A 17,504-nucleotide genomic window follows, 5' to 3' on the forward strand; every position below is an offset into this window, starting at 1 on the left:
CCATGCGTCCTTCCGGCCGAAAGCCAGACCAAATGCGCGATGTTTCATTCACGCGCGGCTTCTCCAAACATGCCGAAGGCTCATGCCTGGTCAAATTCGGCAATACCCATGTGCTGTGCACGGCCTCGCTGGAAGAGCGCGTGCCACCGTGGCTGAAGGGCGGCGGCAAGGGTTGGGTCACGGCGGAATATGGCATGCTTCCCCGCGCCACCGGCGAGCGCATGAAGCGCGAAGCCGCTTCCGGCAAGCAATCTGGCCGCACCCAGGAAATCCAGCGTTTGATTGGGCGCAGCTTGCGCGCGATTGTTGATCTCAAAGCAATGGGCGAGCGGCAGATCACGCTGGATTGCGATGTGATCCAGGCCGATGGCGGCACCCGCACGGCGGCGATCACCGGCAGCTTTATTGCGCTGTCGGATTGCATCACCTGGATGAAGGCGCGCAGCATGTTCAGTGCCTCGCCGATCAAGGATCATGTGGCCGCGATTTCCTGCGGCGTGCATGGCGGCCAGGCTGTGCTGGACCTTGATTATGATGAAGACTCCACCGCTGAGACCGATGCGAATTTTGTGATGACGGGTTCTGGCGGCATCATTGAAATCCAAGGCACCGCAGAAGGCGAGCCCTTCTCGGAAGAAATGCTGGGCCAGCTGCTGGGCCTTGCTAAGCACGGCATCGGGCAATTGGTCGATATGCAGAAGAAGGTGCTGGCGGGTGCGTAAACTCTCCGGCCAGACCATCGTCATCGCCACCCACAACAAGGGCAAGCTGGAAGAGTTTGCCGAGTTGCTGGCGCCTTATGGGGTGAAGACGAAATCGGCTGGCGAGTTGGGATTGCCGGAGCCTGTCGAAACCGAAAGCACCTTCACCGGCAATGCCAAGATCAAGGCACTGAGCGCGATGAAGGGCTCCGGCCTGATCGCGGTGGCGGATGATTCCGGCCTGTGCGTGGATGCGCTGAATGGTGATCCAGGTGTTTACACGGCTGATTGGGCTGGGCCTTCGCGCGACTGGAGCCAAGCGATGCGGCTGGTCGAAGAGAAGTTGCAGGCTGCGAAAGCCACCTCGCCCGAGCAGCGCAAGGCACAATTCAAATGCACGCTTTGCGTGATGTGGCCGGATGGCGAGACGCGGTTCTTTGAAGGTGTGGCACCCGGCGTTTTGGCATGGCCGCCGCGCGGCGCGCTGGGGCATGGCTATGATCCGATGTTCGAACCCGATGGCGGTGCTGGCAAAACCTTTGCCGAAATGACGCATGAGGCGAAGAACGCACTGTCGCACCGTGGCCGCGCGCTGGAGAAGCTCGTTGCAGAACTCCTCTGACTTCGGAGTCTATATCCACTGGCCCTTCTGCAAGGCCAAATGCCCGTATTGTGACTTCAACAGCCATGTGCGCCATGAAAGCGTAGATTCCTCACGCTTCGGCCGTGCGCTGGTGCGTGAACTCAGCCACATGAAATCACTCGCGCCGGATAAAATCGTCACCAGCATTTTCTTTGGTGGCGGCACGCCGAGCCTGATGCCGCCTGCTGTGGTGGCGCAGGTTCTCGATCATGTCGCCAAGCTTTGGCCGGTGGCTGATGATGCGGAGATCACGCTCGAAGCCAATCCCACCAGCGTTGAAGCAGAGAATTTTCGCGGCTACCGTGCGGCAGGTGTGAACCGCGTTTCTGTCGGCGTACAGGCGTTGCATGAGGCCGACCTCAAAGCGCTGGGCCGGCAGCACACACCGGATGAAGCGCTGGCTGCGTTCAGACTGGCGTCACAAATTTTTCCGCGCACCTCGTTCGACTTGATCTATGCGCGGCCCGGCCAGACAGTCACGATGTGGAAGGAAGAACTGACGCGCGCGCTGGGTGAGCAGCAGGGCCACATGTCGCTCTATCAACTCACCATCGAGCCGGAGACACGCTATTTCGATCTGTTTCAGGCTGGCAAGCTCATCGTGCCGAATGAAGATGATCAGGCCTCGCTGTTTGAAGTGACGCAGGAGCTGACCGAGAAGGCGGGCCTCACGGCCTATGAAGTTTCCAACCACGCCAAACCTGGCCACGAAAGCCGGCACAATCTGACTTACTGGCGCTATCTGGATTATGCCGGCGTCGGCCCCGGCGCGCATGGACGGCTGCAAGGCAAAGCCACGGCTTGCATCAAGCATCCTGAAACCTGGGCGCAGGCGGTTGAGACGCAAGGTCACGGCATGGCCGAGCAGACTGATTTGACTCCGGCCGAGCAAGCGCCTGAATATCTATTGATGGGCATGCGGATCAATGAGGGCCTCGACATGGTGCGCCACGCCATGCTGTCTGGCCAGCGGATGGATGAGGGGCGCATTCAGGCCTTGGAAGCGCTCGATCTGGTGAAGCGCGAGGGCAATCGCTTGAGCACCACATCACGCGGGCGGCCGCTGCTCAATGCCATCATCCGCGAACTCAATGGCTGAGAAATTCTTTCACATCGGGCCGACACAACACATGGCGCCCAGTCTAGCGCCCGGGCTGCATGTGACGGCAACGCCCATCGGTAATCTGGGCGACATGACCTTGCGCGCGCTGGCCACGCTGGCCGCCGCCGATGTGGTTCTGTGCGAGGACACGCGCGTCACCGTGAAGCTGCTCGAACGCTATGGCATCAAAGTGCCAATGCGGCCCTATCATGAGCACAATGCCGAAAGCGTGCGGCCCGCGATCATCGAAGCGCTGAAAAATGGCGGGGCCTATGCGCTGGTTTCGGATGCCGGCGTGCCGCTGGTTTCTGATCCCGGTTACCGGTTGGTGCGCGCCTGCATCGATGAGAATATCGCCGTCACCGCCCTGCCCGGCGCTTCGGCCACGCTCACTGCATTGGCGCTCTCCGGATTGCCGACTGACAGGTTCACCTTCATCGGCTTCCTGCCGCAAAAGCAGAAGGCGCGGCGTGATCTTCTAACGGATTTTAAGTCCGTTCCGTCTACACTCATCGCCTTTGAAAGCCCGCACCGGGTGATCGAGGCGCTGGCCGATATCGAAGCGGTTTTACAGAATCGAAACATGGCCTTGGCGCGTGAACTTACCAAGCTGCATGAAGAGGTTTTGCGGGGGAGCGCCGCTGACATCCGCGCCGTGCTGGAAGCGCGCGACAGTGTAAAAGGCGAGATCGTGCTGGTGATCGGCCCGCCGGATGATGCGCCGGAGGAAGCCAGCGAAGACGAGATCGAAGACGCGATCAGTGATGCGCTGAAAGATCTCTCCGCCAGCAAGGCGGCGGCACTCGTTTCGAAAACTTTCGGCCTGCCCAAGGAAGATATTTACGCGCGCATTCTGAAGCGCAAAAGCGATGCGCAAGAGCCGTGAACAAGCCGAGCGGCGCGGGCGGCTGGCGGAAGCCTCCGCCCTGCTCCTCATGCGCCTGAAAGGTTACCGCCTGCTGGCCCGGCGTTTCAAGACGGCGCAAGGCGAAGTGGATTTGATCATGCGGCGCGGCGACACCACCGCCTTCATCGAAGTGAAGGCGCGCAGCCGGCATGATGATGCGGTGACCTCGGTGACCCCCTATCAATCGCGGCGCATTGCATCCGCTGCGGGTCTCTGGATGGCGCGCGATGCCACCTCCAATCTCGGCCCCTGCCGGTTTGATATTGTTGCAGTGAACGCGTATCTATGGCCGTCTCACATCCCGAACGCGTTTCCCGGAGTTTTTTGAATGAACCTGAAAGTTGCCGTGCAGATGGACCCCATCGAGTCCATCGATATTTCCGGCGATTCCACTTTTGCCATCATGCTGGAGGCGCAGGCGCGCGGGCATTCGCTGTTCTATTACCAAACGAAAACGCTGGCCTATGCCGATGGCACGCTCACGGCCTTCGGCCAGGACATCAAGGTGAAGGACGAGAAGGGCGCGCATTTCACTGCCGGTGAAGCGCACCGCATCGATCTCTCCACCCAGAACGTGTTGCATATGCGGCAAGACCCACCGTTCGACATGGGTTACATCACCGCCACGCACTTGCTCGATCTGATCCACCCAAAAACGCTGGTGGTGAACAACCCGACCGAAGTGCGCAATGCGCCGGAAAAATTGTTCATCCTGAAATTCAAGGATCTGATGCCGGAGACTTTGATCACCCGCGATGTCGGCGAGATCGACAAATTCCGCAAGGCGCATGGCGATATCATCCTGAAGCCGCTTTACGGCAATGGTGGTGCGGGCGTGTTCCGCACCCATGGCGAAGACCAGAATTTCACTTCGCTGCTCGAGCTGTTCGCTTCGGCCTACAAGGAGCCTTACATCGCGCAGAAATATCTGCCGGATGTGAGGAAGGGCGACAAACGCATCATTCTGGTGGATGGCAAGGTGGCGGGTGCGATCAACCGCGTGCCAGCCGCAACCGACAACCGTTCCAACATGCATGTCGGCGGGCGCGCCGAGCCCACCGAGCTGACCAAACGCGAGCATGAAATATGCGAGGCGATAGGTCCGGAGCTGAAGAAACGCGGGCTTATTTTCACCGGCATCGATGTGATCGGCGATTACATGACAGAAATCAATGTCACCTCGCCCACTGGCATTCGCCAGGTGAAGCGCTTCGGCGGAGCCGATATTGCCGCACTCATTTGGGATGCCATCGAGGCACGGCTGTGAGCGAACTTAAACTTGTCGCCTTCGATGCCGACGATACGCTCTGGCATAACCTGATCCATTTCGAAAAAACCGAAGCGGAATTCGGCAAGATGTTCGCTGATTACCTGCCGGTGGCCGAGGCGACCAAGGTTCTCACCGAAATGGAAAAGCGCAATATCGGGCTCTATGGTTTCGGGGTGAAAGGTTTCACGCTGTCGATGATCGAGTCAGCCATTAATATCACCGGCGGCAAGATTGACGGCGGCACCATCACCAAGCTGATGGATATGGGCCGCGCCATGCTGGACCATGAGATCGAGCTTCTGCCTTACGCTGAAGAAACGCTCAGTGCGCTGGCACAGGAATTCAAGCTGCTGCTGATCACCAAGGGCGATCTGCACCACCAGGAACGCAAGGTGCTGGCGTCGGGCTTGGCGCATTATTTTGAAGGCGTGGAAATTGTTTCCGACAAGAAGCCGGCCACTTATGAGAAAATCTGCAAGCGCTATGGCGGCAGCACCGCCACCACCTTGATGGCCGGCAATTCGATCCGCTCGGATGTGCTGCCGATGATCACCGCCGGCGGCTATGGCTGCTACGTGCCCTTCCCGATTCTCTGGGATCATGAACACGAAGAGGTACCCAAGGAAACTTCGCGTTATTTCGAGGTGGAAGATTTGCGCGGCGTGGCCGATGTGGCGCGCAAGATTATCGCCTGAGCCGCAATCACGTTCTTGCCGTTGAAGGTGACGGAGGGTGAGCCGTAGAGCTCATAGCCGTCCTCAAGTGCCGCCGACAAGCGCTCGCAAAAGCTTTTGTCATCAGGCCCGGTGAGCAAGCGGTAACGCAGTTTTGGTGTCACGCCAGGTTTTGCCATTTGCCGTTCTCGTCCATTTTCCAATAGCTGATGGCGTGGCCTTCAGCCTTTCGCTTTTTCCATTCATTCCGGGCACTTGCAAGTGCGTCCTCAGAATTCGAATCAAACAGGATCAGCGCGCGCTCAAGGTTGCCGATTTCGTCGGGCATGGCTCCCTCGACGTAGAAGCGATAGGCCGCGTTGTTCGGATCCTGCCTGTCGGCGCAGAGCCACAGCGGATGATGCGGGCTGGCGTCCTCGCCCATGCCATGCGGCAGGAAGGCGACGTCTTCGGCGGACCACAAAAGTTCAGAAAGTTTTGGCAGATTATCCGGCGTGGCGCTTTCGATGGCCATGCGGATGCCGCGCTCGAATCCCATGCGCAGCATGCGCAGGAGCAAGGGCTCCATCGGTGTGCCTTCAAGGTGATAGAAATAGATTTCCGCCATGGGCTCATTGACCCCATGGCGGAGATTTTTTCAAGAGGCGCGCACCTTGAGGAAGCGCCCACTCAAGGAAACGTTATTTTCGGCGTGCTCAGGCGGCTTGTGACGACAGGAATGGATAGTCGATATAGCCTTTCGCGCCGGGGCTGAAAAAAGAGGATGGATCCGCCTTGTTCAGTGGGGCCGCCCTTCTGAGGCGTGCGACCAGATCCGGATTGGCAAGGCCCATCTGGCCAACCGGCACCATGTCCGCCAAACCAGTAATGATATCCTTGGCCAGATTTTCCGGCGCAGCACCCGGGCGGTTGACCAGAAGCACGTTCTTCCAGGCCTTGCGGATGTCAGAAATCAGCGCGTCCTGACCGGTATGCAGCAAATGCAGATAGACCAGATCAAGCTTGGCCAGTTCCTGCGCCAGATAGCGATAGGTGCTTGCCACTTCCTCGATCTTCTCCGGCACGCTGGCATGGCCGTTCACCGGCGAAAGGCGAATGCCCACGCGGTCTGCGCCCACTTCGGCAATCATCGCCTTCGCCACTTCAATGGCGAAGCGCGCACGGTTTTCATCCGAGCCGCCATATTCATCGGTGCGGGTGTTGGTTTCGGGCGAGAGAAACTGGTGCACAAGATAGCCATTGGCCCCGTGGATTTCGACACCGTCAGCACCGGCTTCAATGGCGCGTTTTGCGGCGTAAGCGAAATCCTTCACGGTCTGTTTCACTTCCGCCGTGGTGAGGGCGCGCGGCAGTGGATAGTCCTGCATGCCGGTTGGGGTGAACATCTGGCCTTTGGGGGCGATGGCTGAAGGGGCCACCGGCTGGCGGTGATGCGGCGTGTTGTCCGGATGGGCGACGCGGCCGGCATGCATGATCTGGATGAACAGATGGCCGCCGGCCTTGTGGATGGCGTCAGTCACTTTTTTCCAACCGGCAACATGGGCGTCGGTGTAGATGCCCGGCGTTGTTGTATAGCCCTGGCCATCATCATTGGGCTGGGTGCCTTCGGCAATCAGCAGGCCGAGGGAAGCGCGTTGCGCGTAATATTCAGCGGCGTCATCGCCGGGGGTGCCATCAGGCTTGGCGCGGCTGCGCGTCATCGGTGCCAAGGCCAGGCGGTGCTTCAATTCCAGTTTGCCGAGCTTGATCGGGCTCCAGAGTGTGCTCATGATTTTCTCTTTCCTTGCAATTTGGGCCGGAGGTTGCTATTTGTGACCCAGTAAACGAATGTTACCGAACCTAAATAGGTAACTGGAAATCGTAACACAAGAAGGCACAGTTATGTCACACAGTCACAGCGATGATACCGCACCCGAAGACACCACCCACGAAGCGGGCGGCTGCAAGGCGGTGGCGGATGTGCTGGCCCGCATCGGCGACAAGTGGACGGTCTATGTGGTGAAGCTTCTGGCCGGCGGCCCGATGCGCTTCAACGAAGTGCGCCGCGCGATCCCCGCGATTTCACAACGCATGCTGTCGCTCACTTTGCGTGGGCTGGAGCGCGATGGGCTGGTGACTCGGACTGTCACGCCCAGCATTCCGCCGCGGGTGGATTATGAATTGACGCCGATGGGGCTGACGCTGATTGAGCCATTGAAAGCTGTGGGCGTGTGGGCGTTGGCCAACCGCGCCTATGTCGAGGAATCACGGGCCAAGTTCGATCACTCGCATGCCGGCAGCAAGACGGTGGAAGAGCTTGGCCGCAAGCGGTCCGGTGCCATTGGCGAGGACGTTACGGCCAAGAAGAATTCGGGAACTTATCTGTCGTAATTTTTTTGTTCGTCACCCCTGCGAAGGCAGGGGCCCAGCTTTTTTTGACATCGATCTCGTGATGAAGAAGCTGGGTTCCCGCCTTCGCGGGAATGACGCGTGGTGGAATTTTAACTCTCGTAGTGATCAGCCACCAACCGGTTCAACAAACGCACGCCCCAGCCTGAGCCCCAGCTCTGGTTGATGGCGGTCTTGGTCGAATCCATCGCCGTTCCGGCGACGTCGAGATGGGCCCAAGGCACCTTGTTCACGAAGCGCTGCAGGAATTGCGCGGCGGTGATGGCACCACCGAAACGGCCGCCGATATTCTTCATGTCGGCAATGTCGCTGTCGATCAGCTTGTCATATTCGGGGCCCATCGGCATGCGCCAGACGCGCTCACCTGTTTCTAATCCGGCTTCGGTGAGCCGGGTCGAAAGCTCGTCATTGTTCGAGAACAGCCCGGCATAGTCCTTACCGAGAGCGCCCATGATGGCACCCGTGAGTGTGGCAAGATTGACCATGAATTTAGGTTTGAACCTGTCCTGCACGTACCACAGCACGTCAGCCAGAATGAGCCGGCCTTCAGCATCGGTGTTGAGTACGGCGATGGTCTGCCCGGACATGGATTTCACCACGTCGCCGGGGCGCTGGGCCGCGCCGTCGATGGCGTTTTCAACAATGCCGATGGCGCCGATCACATTGGCCTTCGCCTTGCGCTTGGCCAGGGCCAGCATGAGGCCCGTCACACAGGCGGCACCGCCCATATCGCCCTTCATGTCTTCCATGCCACCCGCCGGCTTAATCGAAACACCGCCGGTATCGAAGGTCACGCCTTTGCCGATGAAAGCAACCGGGGCCTCACCTGCTTTGCCGCCATCCCAGCGCATCACGACGAGTCGCGGCTCAAAGGGCGAGCCCTGCGACACGCCGAGCAATGCGCCCATGCCCAGCTTTTTCATCTGCGCCGGGTTGAGGATTTCGACTTTCACGCCTGACTTGCTCAGGGCTTTGGCGCGGTTGGCAAATTCCGCCGGGTAAAGCACGTTGGCAGGCTCGTTCACCAGGTCGCGCGCCAGATGCACGCCCTCTGCAAGGGCCTCGTAATTCGCAAATGCTGCCTTTGCCTTGGCCGGGGTGGCGGCTTCGATCACCAAAGATTCGAGGCGTTTGCCGTTTTCCGGTTTTTTTGATTTGTATTGCAGGAACTGATAGTTGCGGAGGCTGGCACCGGAGGCAACCAGTGCCGCCGCCTCATCGGCCTTCACCAGCTTCAGGCCCGGCAGGTTCAAAACCACGCCAGCTGATTCTACCTTGGCTGCCCCCAGCGCCCCGGCCAGAGCACCGCCGGTGAGTTCCAGCTCGCGCGCAGTGACTTTGGCCGCTTCACCGGCACCGAACAGAAACAGCCGGTCGCAGGATTTGGAAGGGGCCAGAATTTCAAGCGTTTGGTCTCGTTTGCCAGTGAATTTGGCTACTTTTACCGCCTGCGAGATCCGCCCCTGGCTGGCATCATTCAGTGCCTTTCCAGCGGGGGGCAAGGGTGCTCCTTCACTGATGACAATGCAGAGAATCCTGACCTGTTGGGGCAACTTGCTGACGAAGGTAATTTTCATGCGAATCTTTCCAGTTTTGTCAAGGCTATACGGGCGTTAAAAATCCTTCAACCATGCTCATGATTCAACGAGTTAAGACTTTGCTAATCGCGTGAACTTGGGTAGAAGATTGTTACGTTTAGTGAGGTGGGAACAGGTTGATCGGGGAAGCACAGCGCCGGGGCGGACGCTTGCACTGCGAAGGTATTATCCTTCGCATGTGCGTTGTGCTGGCTGCCGGGCTGATTTTGCTGGCCGGTTTTGGCATCCAAACAGCCCATGCCATCGAAAATAAGACCTTCATCGCCCCTATCACCTCGAGCCCTCCGGCAGGCACACGCGCTCTGGTTGACGCTGATATTTTCACCTATGACGTCAAGCGCAAGATCGGTACGGCGCGCGGCACCGTGCAGGTCAAATACGGCCCCTACACGCTGACGGCCAGTCGTGTGACGATCAACGAGAAAACCGGTGAGTTCAGCGCCGATGGATCGATCGTCATCACCGAGCCCAATGGCAACGTGCTGGAAGCCGACACGATGGTGATGCGCAACAAATTCCGTGACGGCATCCTCAACCATATCAAGATGCTGCTCACCAACAATGGCACCATTTTGGCCAACCGTTTGCGCCGCGTCGATGGAACGACCTTCATCTATGAACGCGCCCATTACACCGTCTGCAAGACGTGCCGCACCAAGAGCGGCAATCCGATTTGGGAAATCGTCAGCGAGCAGACCACCCATGACAGCAAGGGCCACAATCTCTATCACGTTCAGCCGCGCTTCAAACTTGGTGGCGTGACGGTAGCGGGCTTGCCGCGCCTCAATATGCCGGACCCTTCAGTGACGCGCCGCACCGGCTTCCTGCTGCCTGACCTGGCCTTTTCCAACGTGTATGGCGTGGGTGCTGTTGTCCCGTTCTTCTGGGCTCTCTCTCCGTCTTCGGACATCACCTTCCGGCCGATTTTTTCCTCTGAGCAAGGCCCTATCGCTGATATCGAATATCGGCAAGCGTTGGAGAATGGCAACTTCTCCATCCGTGGCATGGGCGTTCACCAGTTCACGGCCAAGACCGGCGAGGACGACCACGAATGGCGTGGTGCCATCACCACCAAGGGCCGCTTCAAATCCGGTGATGACTGGACCTATGGCTGGGACGGCACGCTGAACAGCGACCGCAAATTCCTCGACAGCTATGGCTTCGATGGCCGCTCCTATGCCACGAATGACCTGTTTGCCACGCGCATCGACGACCAGAACTACTTCTCCGCCCAGCTGCTGAATTTCGGCTCGCTGGATACGGCGATTGATCCGCGCACGCTCCCCTACGCCATGCCGTTCATCACCGGCGAAACCATTGTGCGCGATACGCCGATCGGTGGGCAGTTCAACTTCAGTTACAACGCCTATTCAATCCATCGTGCCATCGGTTGGACGCCGGTGCCGGTTCCGGGCAACCCGCAATATTCCACCGTGCAAGGCACCGACCAGACCCGTGCCACCACACAGATGAACTGGCACAAGCAGTTTTATGGCACGGCGGGCACGGTCGTTACCCCCTTCGCCAATCTGCGCGGCGACATGATCACCGCCGAAAATGTGCCGGACCCGCTGGCACCCGGCACCACCAATTCCACCACCTTTGCCCGCATTCTGCCAGAAGTTGGCGTGGACGCGCGCATGCCCTTCGTGGCTGATCTGCCATTCGGTCAGAGCATCATTTCACCAGTGTTCCAGATCGTGTCCTCCGCCAATGAGGGCGATACGAGCAAGTTCGGCAATGAAGATTCAATCACCCTGAATTACGATCATACCAGCCTTTTCCTGGCTGACCGCTTTACCGGCCTTGACCGTTACGAAGGCGGCACGCGGGCTGATCTCGGCCTGACCTATTCACTCTTCGGGCGCAATGGCGGCTTCATCCGGGCCAGCCTCGGTCAATCGTTCCACATTGCCGGGCAGAATAGCTTTGTGGATGGCTCGGGCCTCGCCGACAATGAATCCGACATGGTGGGTGCATTCGTATTCCAGCCGTGGAACGAACTCAGCCTGTCCTATGAAGCACGCTGGAAAGATGACTTCAGCGCCATCAACCGCCAGGAAGCCGTGGCCAGCCTTAGTTTTGACAGGATTTCCGCTAGTTTGAGCTACTTGGATTTCAAGGCGGAACCTGCCTATGGCCTGGTCACAGAACAACACTGGGTCTCAGGCGATGCAAAGGTTGGCTTGAATGATGGCTGGAGCCTGTTTGGTGGCATGACTTACGATATTCGGACCAATGTTCTGACCCGCAAAGTGGCGGGCGTGGAGTTCGATTGCCAGTGCATGAACTTCAAACTGTACTATGCCGGCACCGAAGACACGATTTCGCATGCGGTGGATAATCGCGTCATCATGTCGATCGAGTTTGCCACCATCGGCAAGACCGGCTTCGTCGCCGGCTTCTAAGGTGAGTTTTGCCATGAGGCATTTTGCCAGAATTCTGTTCTGCATCGTATTGTCCGCAAGTGTTCTTCCCGCCATGGCGCAGGAAGCCGTGATTGCGACCGTCAATGACCATCCTGTCACCGGCTTTGACGTGCAGCAACGCATCAACCTGATGAAGTTCATGGGTGAAAGCAGACCCGAAAAGCTCACCCGCAAGGCGGCCGCCAACGCCATCATCAATGACTATGTCAAGATCGACGAAGCCAAGTTGGGCAATATCAACCCCTCAGAAAAAGAAGTGGATGAGCGCCTGAGGCAGATCGCCCAGAACCTCAAGACCGATGATGCCGGCCTCAAGGCGAAGCTTGCCAGCGCTGGCCTCAGCATGACCGTGCTGCGCATTACCGCTTCCGCGCAAATGGCCATGTCACGCCTGCTCACGGCCAAATACCGCGAGAAGGTCGCTGTTGATCCCGCCGATGTGGACAAGAAGCTGGCCGCAATCAAATCAGATATCAATGGCAAGGTGCAAAAGATGGAAGCCGATCCGCGCCGCCAGCCGGTCAAGGTGATTCAGTTGCAGGAAGTCAATTTTCCGGTTGAGGGCAATGATCCGCAGCTCATTCAATCGCGCGCCATCGAGGCGAATGTAGTGGCCCAGAAGCTGACATCCTGCGGCGGCATCAAGGCTGCGGCCTCAGGCATTTTCAACGTGCAGGTGGGTCGTAAGATAGAAGCCGATGCCAGGAAGCTGCCGCCTCCCATGCAAGCCCAAATTGCCAAGATGAAGGTGGGCCGCGCACTCGGTCCCATCCGCTACGCCAAAGGCATCCAGCTTCTCGCCTATTGCGGCAGCCGCGTGCTGACGCCACCACCGATCAATGTGACGCTGCCAACCCGCGACCAGGTGGAAACCATGGCGATGAACGAAAAATATCAAGCTGCCGAAGACAAGTATGTGGCTTTGATGCGCAAGAATGCCGTGATTGAGTATAAAGATCCGAGCTATGCGCAATGATGGATGCGCCCATCGTCCTGACCTGCGGTGAGCCGGCCAGCATTGCGCCGGAAATTACTGCCAAGGCCTGGGCTGCGCTGCATCAAGACCAGGCCCATTGCTTCTTCCTCCTCGGTGATGCTGATGATTTCGAAGCCCGGATCGTACCTTTAAAGCTTGACGTGCCGGTGGCGCGGATCACCGATCCGTCACAGGCGCATGGCGTGTTTTCCACCAGCCTCCCTGTACTTGACCTGCCATTGCCCAAGCCCTCGCGGGCGGCATGGATCGACACGCGCAACTCGGAATATGTGATCGACATTATCAAGCGTGCCGCCCATGCCTGCATGATCGGCACGGCCTCTGCCATGGTCAGCAATCCCATCCACAAGGATGCGCTCTATGCGGCAGGGTTCAAATTCCAGGGCCATACAGACTTCCTCGCCAGCATCGTGCAGGAAGAAGGCTATCAGGTTCAGGAAGTAATGATGCTGGTGGCTGGCACTTTGCGTAGCGTGCCGATCACCGTTCATATTCCACTCAAAGACGTGCCCGAGGCACTCACCACCGCGTCGATCATCGCGCAGGGCGAAGTGGTAGCGCAAAGCCTGCAGCGCTTTTTCGGGATTGCCGCGCCGCGCATTGCAGTGACGGGGCTGAACCCGCATGCCGGCGAAAATGGCGCGATGGGCCTCGAAGACCGCAACATCATCGAGCCCGCCATCGAGCGGTTGCGCGGGCGCGGCATTAATGCCTTTGGCCCCCTGCCGGGCGACACGTCTTTCCATGCCGAGGCGCGCGCCACTTATGATGCCATTCTTTGCATGTATCACGACCAGGCGCTGATCCCCGTCAAGATGCTGGATTTTCATGGCGGCGTGAATGTCACGCTGGGGCTTCCGTTTATCCGCACCTCGCCGGATCATGGCACGGCACTGGGGCTGGCAGGCCGCGGCACGGCGCGCGCCGACAGCCTGATCGCAGCCCTCAAGCTTGCAGCTGAGATGGCCGCCAAGCGATGAGTGATGATGGATTGCCTCCACTGCGCGAGGTGATCGCAGCCCATGGCCTCAATGCCAACAAGGCGTTGGGACAGAACTTTCTGTTTGACCTCAACCTCACCCGTCGCATCGCCCGCAGTGCCGCACCACTTGACGGTTTCACCATAATCGAAGTGGGGCCTGGGCCTGGCGGTCTGACGCGCGCCTTGCTGGCCGAGGGTGCCACCCATGTGGTCGCCATCGAGCGGGACCGGCGCGCCCTGCCCGCACTGGCCGAGATTGAAGCGGCCTATCCGGGCCGGCTTGAAGTGATCGAAGGCGACGCGCTGGCGGTTGATCTTACGCGACACATCAAGGGGCCGGTGAAGATCGTGGCCAACCTGCCCTACAATGTGGCCACGCCTTTGCTGATCGGGTGGCTGACACAGGAGCCATGGCCACCGTGGTTTGCCTCGCTCACGCTGATGTTCCAGAAGGAAGTGGCGGAGCGCATCGTGGCCAAGGCTGGCGAAGACGCTTACGGGCGGCTTTCGGTCATCAGCCAGTATCGCTGCGAGGCAAAGAAACTGTTTGATGTGAACCGGTCTGCCTTCACGCCACCACCAAAGGTGACGTCGTCCATCGTGCAGCTTGTGCCACGCGCCAAGTGCGAACCGGAATGTGCGCTCAACGCGCTGGAGCGCGTCACCGCCGCGGGTTTCGGCCAGCGCCGCAAGATGCTGCGGCAAAGTTTGAAAGCAGTGTTTCCGAATCCGGAAGACGTGCTGGTGAGTTTGGGGCTCGATCCCACCGCGCGGGCGGAAACGCTGACGGTGTCAGATTTCGCCCGTCTGGCGCAAAAACTATAACCGGGTCGTCAGTGTGCGGACAAAATCCGGGATGCCGATCTGCCGCCGCTTTCGCAGGCGCTCAGCCTTGAGAATGGACACCAGATCATTGTAGGCACCGTCCTGATCGTCGTTGATGACGATGTAGTCATATTCCGGCCAATGGCTGATTTCTCGTGGCGCCTCTGCCATGCGTTTGGCGATAATTGCAGCGGCATCCTGCTGGCGGCCGATCAAGCGGTCGTGAAGCGTATCTGCATCAGGCGGCAGAATGAAAACGCGGACCAAATCATCCTGCAGAGCCAATGACAGCTGTTGCGTGCCCTGCCAGTCGATATCGAAGAGCACGTCTTGGCCCTCATTCAACGCCTTTTCCACCAGCGCTTTTGGCGTTCCATAAAAGTTGCCAAAGACATTGGCCCATTCGAGCAATTCTTTCTTTGCAACCATCTCATCGAAACGCTCCTTGCTGATGAAGTGGTAATGCTGCCCATCAACTTCACCCTTACGCGCCGCGCGCGTGGTGACCGAAACTGAGCTGGTGATGTGCTTATCGGATTCAAGCAAGCGGCGCGACAGCGTTGTCTTGCCCGCACCCGAGGGCGAAGAAATGATGAAAAGCAGGCCGCGTCTGGCGATCTCAATTCTTTTGGCTGGGGTCTTACTCAATGTTCTGTACCTGCTCGCGCATCTGATCGATGACGGTTTTGAGGTCAAGGCCGATGGCGGTCAAGCTGGAATCATTGGCTTTCGAACACAGCGTATTGGCTTCACGGTTGAATTCCTGCGCCAGGAAATCGAATTTGCGGCCGACAGGTTCGGTGGATTTCAGCAAGGTGCGGGCGGCCGCGATGTGAACCTGAAGCCGGTCCAGTTCTTCCTTGATGTCGGCCTTGGTGGCCAGCATTACAGCCTCTTGAGTCAGGCGCTGCTCGTCAAATTTGGCTACGTCCATCAAAGCCGCGACCTGATCTTTTAATCGGGCGCGAATGGCTTCGGGCGTGCGGGCGGGGTTATTTGTGGCGGCCTTGTGCAGTGCTTCGATCCCGTCCAGCTGGCCCGCCATCACCGCGCTAAGGCTTTGGCCCTCGGCCCTGCGGGCGGCATCGAGTGCGGCCACGGCCTTGCCGAAAGAGGCGAGCAAGGCCTTGTCCAAAGCCTGCTGGCTGGCTTCATCGACGGTGGCACCCTTGGTTTCGATCACGCCCTTCAGGGCGAGCAGCAATTCGGCGCGCGGTGCGGGGCTGCCATGCTGGGTTTCGATCTCGCGGGCGATGGCTACGTATTGCGCCAGAATTTCGCGGTTGATGCTGATACCGCCCGCATCATCCTTGCGCTGCACGTCGAGGGTGACTTGCAGATTGCCGCGCTTGAAAGTTTGATTGAGCGCGGCGCGGGCCGGCGCATCGATCTGGTCAAAACCAATGGGCAGACGCAGCCTGGCATCCAGCGTCTTTCCGTTCACGCTTTTGATTTCCCAAGTCCAGGACGCCTCCCCGAGGCTGCCGGCATCGCGGGCAAAGCCAGTCATGGAGCTGATCGCCATCAGGGTTGGGGCTTCTTGGGAACAGGGACAGGGATCTTCTTCTTGGGCTTCACTGGCTTGGCTGGCGGCACAGGTTGAGCCGGCACAGTCTTGGCCGTCGCAGGAGCAGAAGCCTTCGCAGTTTCTGGTGCCGTGACAGCGGGCTTGGCAGTGGGAGCCGGCTTGGCCGCCGGTGTCGGCGTTGCGGGTGCAGGCTTTACAGGTGGTGTTACCGGCTCCGGTTTGGCCGTCACAGGTGGCGTGGCCGGAACTTCTGGTGTTGCTGGCTCTGCCACCGGGGCGACATCGGGGGCCGGCATGGAATTGGCATTGGCATCCGGCGCAGGTGCTGGGACGGGTGCTGGCTTCTCGCCCGGCGCCATGGGCTTCGGAATAGAGGTAGCCTTCGGGCTCGCGGTTGGGCTGGCGTCTGGCGCAGGTGCATTGATCAAGGCCCGCCATTTTTTCACATTGGCATTGTGCTCATCCAGCGTGTTGGCGAAGGCATGGCCACCAAGGCCATTGGCCACGAAATAGAGATATTTTACATTCGCTGGATTGAGCACCGCTTCAATCGAGGCCTTGCCCGGATTGCCGATTGGGCCAGACGGCAGGCCGTCGTTCGTATAGGTGTTGTAGGGCGTGGGTGCATCAAGCTCGCTGCGCGTCAGCGGGTGGTCCAGCTTGCCCTTGCCGCCAGCGATGCCATAGATCACCGTCGGGTCCGACTGCAGACGCATATTGGCCTTCAGGCGGTTGAGGAAGACAGCAGCCACCATCGGGCGTTCTTCGGGCACGCTGGTTTCGCGTTCCACCACGGAAGCGAGAGTGACCAGATCCTTTTTGGACTTGATCGGGCTGCCTGCCGGGAGGCGGCTCCAGGCCTGATCAAGGTATTTCGTTTGCGCAGCGGCCATGTCTGCCAGCAGCTTTTCGCGCGGATAGCCGCGCGACATCACATAGGTTTCAGGCAGCAGGCTGCCCTCCTCCGGTTCGGCGAGAACGTTGCCTTGCAGCTGGTCCTGATCGTTGAGGCGGTTCACCACCATCTGCGACGTCCAGCCTTCCGGGATGGTGACTTTATAAGTCAGCACCTGGCCGCGGATGATCATGGCCAACACGTCATCCATTGTTGCGCCTGCCGGGAATTCATACTCGCCTGAGCGCAGCTTGGCGTGACGCAGTTCCTGCAGATATGCGGCGGCTGAAAAGATCGTGGGGTTGGAAATCACACCTTGGTCTGCGAGAGCAACCGCGATGGCACTATGATCAGCGCCCACGGGCAATTGCACGGTCTTTGGCTTGTCGAGTGGGCCAGGTGCGGTGAAATTCAGCCAGGACCAGGTGAAGGCTCCGCCGATGAGGGCACCAAAAACGATAATCCACAATAGCCAGCTTCCAAAAACCCGCAGCAAGGCCGAGCCATGCTTCTTGTGTTTCTGCGGCTTGGAGACACGAATGATGGGGTGGTTGTCACTCAATGG

The 17,504-nt window shown here is 59.0% G+C and carries 19 protein-coding genes; 12 read left to right on the forward strand and 7 right to left on the reverse strand.

The window, feature by feature from the left end; translation table 11 throughout:
* Positions 1–2 precede the first annotated feature (2 nt).
* Genes rph through F8B91_RS06760 form a run of 7 tightly spaced genes read left to right on the forward strand, consistent with a single transcriptional unit; the run spans position 3 to position 5,318 of the window.
* Complete coding sequence (gene rph, locus F8B91_RS06730) at positions 3–722, forward strand: ribonuclease PH (protein WP_196502906.1); 720 nt, start codon at positions 3–5, stop codon at positions 720–722.
* Complete coding sequence (gene rdgB, locus F8B91_RS06735) at positions 715–1,323, forward strand: RdgB/HAM1 family non-canonical purine NTP pyrophosphatase (RefSeq protein WP_196502907.1); 609 nt, start codon at positions 715–717, stop codon at positions 1,321–1,323. Before rph ends, rdgB begins: the two co-directional genes overlap by 8 nt.
* Complete coding sequence (gene hemW, locus F8B91_RS06740; protein ID WP_196502908.1) at positions 1,256–2,443, forward strand: radical SAM family heme chaperone HemW; 1,188 nt, start codon at positions 1,256–1,258, stop codon at positions 2,441–2,443. Before rdgB ends, hemW begins: the two co-directional genes overlap by 68 nt.
* Positions 2,436–3,332, forward strand: coding sequence for a 16S rRNA (cytidine(1402)-2'-O)-methyltransferase (gene rsmI, locus F8B91_RS06745; RefSeq protein WP_246714984.1), 897 nt, complete (start codon positions 2,436–2,438; stop codon positions 3,330–3,332). Before hemW ends, rsmI begins: the two co-directional genes overlap by 8 nt.
* Positions 3,316–3,681, forward strand: a complete 366-nt coding sequence (locus F8B91_RS06750; protein ID WP_196502910.1) for a YraN family protein — start codon at positions 3,316–3,318, stop codon at positions 3,679–3,681. Before rsmI ends, F8B91_RS06750 begins: the two co-directional genes overlap by 17 nt.
* The gene (gene gshB, locus F8B91_RS06755; RefSeq protein WP_196502911.1) at positions 3,682–4,620 is read left to right on the forward strand and encodes a glutathione synthase; all 939 of its coding nucleotides are present in this window, start codon (positions 3,682–3,684) and stop codon (positions 4,618–4,620) included.
* The gene (locus F8B91_RS06760) at positions 4,617–5,318 is read left to right on the forward strand and encodes an HAD family hydrolase (protein ID WP_196502912.1); all 702 of its coding nucleotides are present in this window, start codon (positions 4,617–4,619) and stop codon (positions 5,316–5,318) included. The genes gshB and F8B91_RS06760 overlap by 4 nt, the downstream gene beginning before the upstream one ends.
* Here F8B91_RS06760 and F8B91_RS06765 read toward each other — a convergent pair.
* The 3 genes from F8B91_RS06765 to F8B91_RS06775 form a co-directional block, all read right to left on the reverse strand.
* Positions 5,258–5,476: a DUF1737 domain-containing protein gene (locus F8B91_RS06765; protein ID WP_196502913.1), complete on the reverse strand. Its 219-nt coding sequence runs from the start codon at positions 5,474–5,476 to the stop codon at positions 5,258–5,260. The genes F8B91_RS06760 and F8B91_RS06765 overlap by 61 nt on opposite strands.
* Positions 5,458–5,904, reverse strand: coding sequence for a DNA polymerase III subunit chi (locus F8B91_RS06770; protein WP_196502914.1), 447 nt, complete (start codon positions 5,902–5,904; stop codon positions 5,458–5,460). Before F8B91_RS06770 ends, F8B91_RS06765 begins: the two co-directional genes overlap by 19 nt.
* An 88-nt stretch (positions 5,905–5,992) precedes the next feature.
* Positions 5,993–7,066, reverse strand: coding sequence for an alkene reductase (locus tag F8B91_RS06775; RefSeq protein ID WP_196502915.1), 1,074 nt, complete (start codon positions 7,064–7,066; stop codon positions 5,993–5,995).
* 112 nt (positions 7,067–7,178) lie between these two features.
* On the opposite strand from F8B91_RS06775, the gene F8B91_RS06780 reads away from it, so the two are divergent.
* Positions 7,179–7,667 carry a winged helix-turn-helix transcriptional regulator gene (locus F8B91_RS06780; protein WP_196502916.1) on the forward strand — a complete coding sequence of 163 codons (489 nt, stop codon included), beginning with the start codon at positions 7,179–7,181 and terminating at the stop codon, positions 7,665–7,667.
* Positions 7,668–7,777: 110 nt separating this feature from the next.
* Here the strand turns inward: F8B91_RS06780 and F8B91_RS06785 are convergent, their stop codons facing one another.
* Complete coding sequence (locus tag F8B91_RS06785; RefSeq protein WP_196502917.1) at positions 7,778–9,262, reverse strand: leucyl aminopeptidase; 1,485 nt, start codon at positions 9,260–9,262, stop codon at positions 7,778–7,780.
* A gap of 197 nt (positions 9,263–9,459) precedes the next feature.
* On the opposite strand from F8B91_RS06785, the gene F8B91_RS06790 reads away from it, so the two are divergent.
* Genes F8B91_RS06790 through rsmA form a run of 4 tightly spaced genes read left to right on the forward strand, consistent with a single transcriptional unit; the run spans position 9,460 to position 14,516 of the window.
* Positions 9,460–11,691 carry an LPS-assembly protein LptD gene (locus F8B91_RS06790; protein ID WP_196502918.1) on the forward strand — a complete coding sequence of 744 codons (2,232 nt, stop codon included), beginning with the start codon at positions 9,460–9,462 and terminating at the stop codon, positions 11,689–11,691.
* Between the two features lie 13 nt (positions 11,692–11,704).
* Positions 11,705–12,688 carry a hypothetical protein gene (locus F8B91_RS06795; RefSeq protein ID WP_196502919.1) on the forward strand — a complete coding sequence of 328 codons (984 nt, stop codon included), beginning with the start codon at positions 11,705–11,707 and terminating at the stop codon, positions 12,686–12,688.
* Positions 12,685–13,689: a 4-hydroxythreonine-4-phosphate dehydrogenase PdxA gene (gene pdxA, locus F8B91_RS06800; protein ID WP_196502920.1), complete on the forward strand. Its 1,005-nt coding sequence runs from the start codon at positions 12,685–12,687 to the stop codon at positions 13,687–13,689. Before F8B91_RS06795 ends, pdxA begins: the two co-directional genes overlap by 4 nt.
* A complete protein-coding gene (gene rsmA, locus F8B91_RS06805) occupies positions 13,686–14,516 on the forward strand; it encodes a 16S rRNA (adenine(1518)-N(6)/adenine(1519)-N(6))-dimethyltransferase RsmA (protein ID WP_196502921.1) in 831 nt (276 codons plus the stop codon). The genes pdxA and rsmA overlap by 4 nt, the downstream gene beginning before the upstream one ends.
* Here the strand turns inward: rsmA and gmk are convergent.
* Genes gmk through mltG form a run of 3 tightly spaced genes read right to left on the reverse strand, consistent with a single transcriptional unit; the run spans position 14,511 to position 17,501 of the window.
* A complete protein-coding gene (gene gmk / locus F8B91_RS06810; RefSeq protein ID WP_196502922.1) occupies positions 14,511–15,164 on the reverse strand; it encodes a guanylate kinase in 654 nt (217 codons plus the stop codon). The genes rsmA and gmk overlap by 6 nt on opposite strands.
* The gene (locus F8B91_RS06815; RefSeq protein ID WP_196502923.1) at positions 15,157–16,041 is read right to left on the reverse strand and encodes a YicC/YloC family endoribonuclease; all 885 of its coding nucleotides are present in this window, start codon (positions 16,039–16,041) and stop codon (positions 15,157–15,159) included. The genes gmk and F8B91_RS06815 overlap by 8 nt, the downstream gene beginning before the upstream one ends.
* Positions 16,041–17,501 (reverse strand): endolytic transglycosylase MltG, encoded by a 1,461-nt coding sequence (mltG, locus tag F8B91_RS17005; RefSeq protein ID WP_196502924.1) that lies wholly within the window; start codon positions 17,499–17,501, stop codon positions 16,041–16,043. The genes F8B91_RS06815 and mltG overlap by 1 nt, the downstream gene beginning before the upstream one ends.
* Between the last annotated feature and the right edge of the window lie 3 nt (positions 17,502–17,504).

It is taken from the genome of Aestuariivirga litoralis, assembly GCF_015714715.1.
Lineage (GTDB): Bacteria > Pseudomonadota > Alphaproteobacteria > Rhizobiales > Aestuariivirgaceae > Aestuariivirga > Aestuariivirga litoralis_A.